The 358-nt window shown below is 53.9% G+C and carries 1 protein-coding gene; it reads right to left on the bottom strand.

Annotated features, from left to right (window positions below; all coding sequences use genetic code 11):
* On the bottom strand, positions 1-305 hold a 305-nt coding region (locus tag C6N31_RS47265), incomplete at its 3' end, for an Hsp20 family protein (RefSeq protein ID WP_198359681.1).
* Positions 306-358: the final 53 nt, after the last annotated feature.

Genomic DNA, 358 nt, shown 5'->3' with positions numbered 1-358 from the left:
CTCCTGATGTACCTCGCGCCTTCCTTCTCCTCCTCGCGCTTCCTCTCCCCGCTGATCAGCAGCAGGTTGTCGTCCTCCACCTGCACCTTAATGTCTCCAGACCGCAGTCCGGGCATGTCGATGATGAACTCATAAGAATTTGGGAATTCCTTCACGTCCGCAGGGGTAGCAGCCATGGCTTTCGCGTCGCGAACGTAGCTGCGAGTTGGAGCATTGAAAGACTTGTCGGCTTCATCGCCCATGTCCATCACATGGTTAAGGACGTTGACAAGAGGAGAATCCGTGCCGAAGAACCTCAGATCCATGTCGGTGGCTTTGTGTTGGAGGCTGAGAATGGTTCCTTGAACTTAAACCGATT

The sequence above is a fragment of the Streptomyces fildesensis genome, from assembly GCF_016107395.1.
Classification (GTDB): domain Bacteria; phylum Actinomycetota; class Actinomycetes; order Streptomycetales; family Streptomycetaceae; genus Actinacidiphila; species Actinacidiphila fildesensis.
The sequence above is the reverse complement of the archived record's forward strand: the minus strand, read 5'-3'. Positions and strand labels throughout refer to the sequence as shown.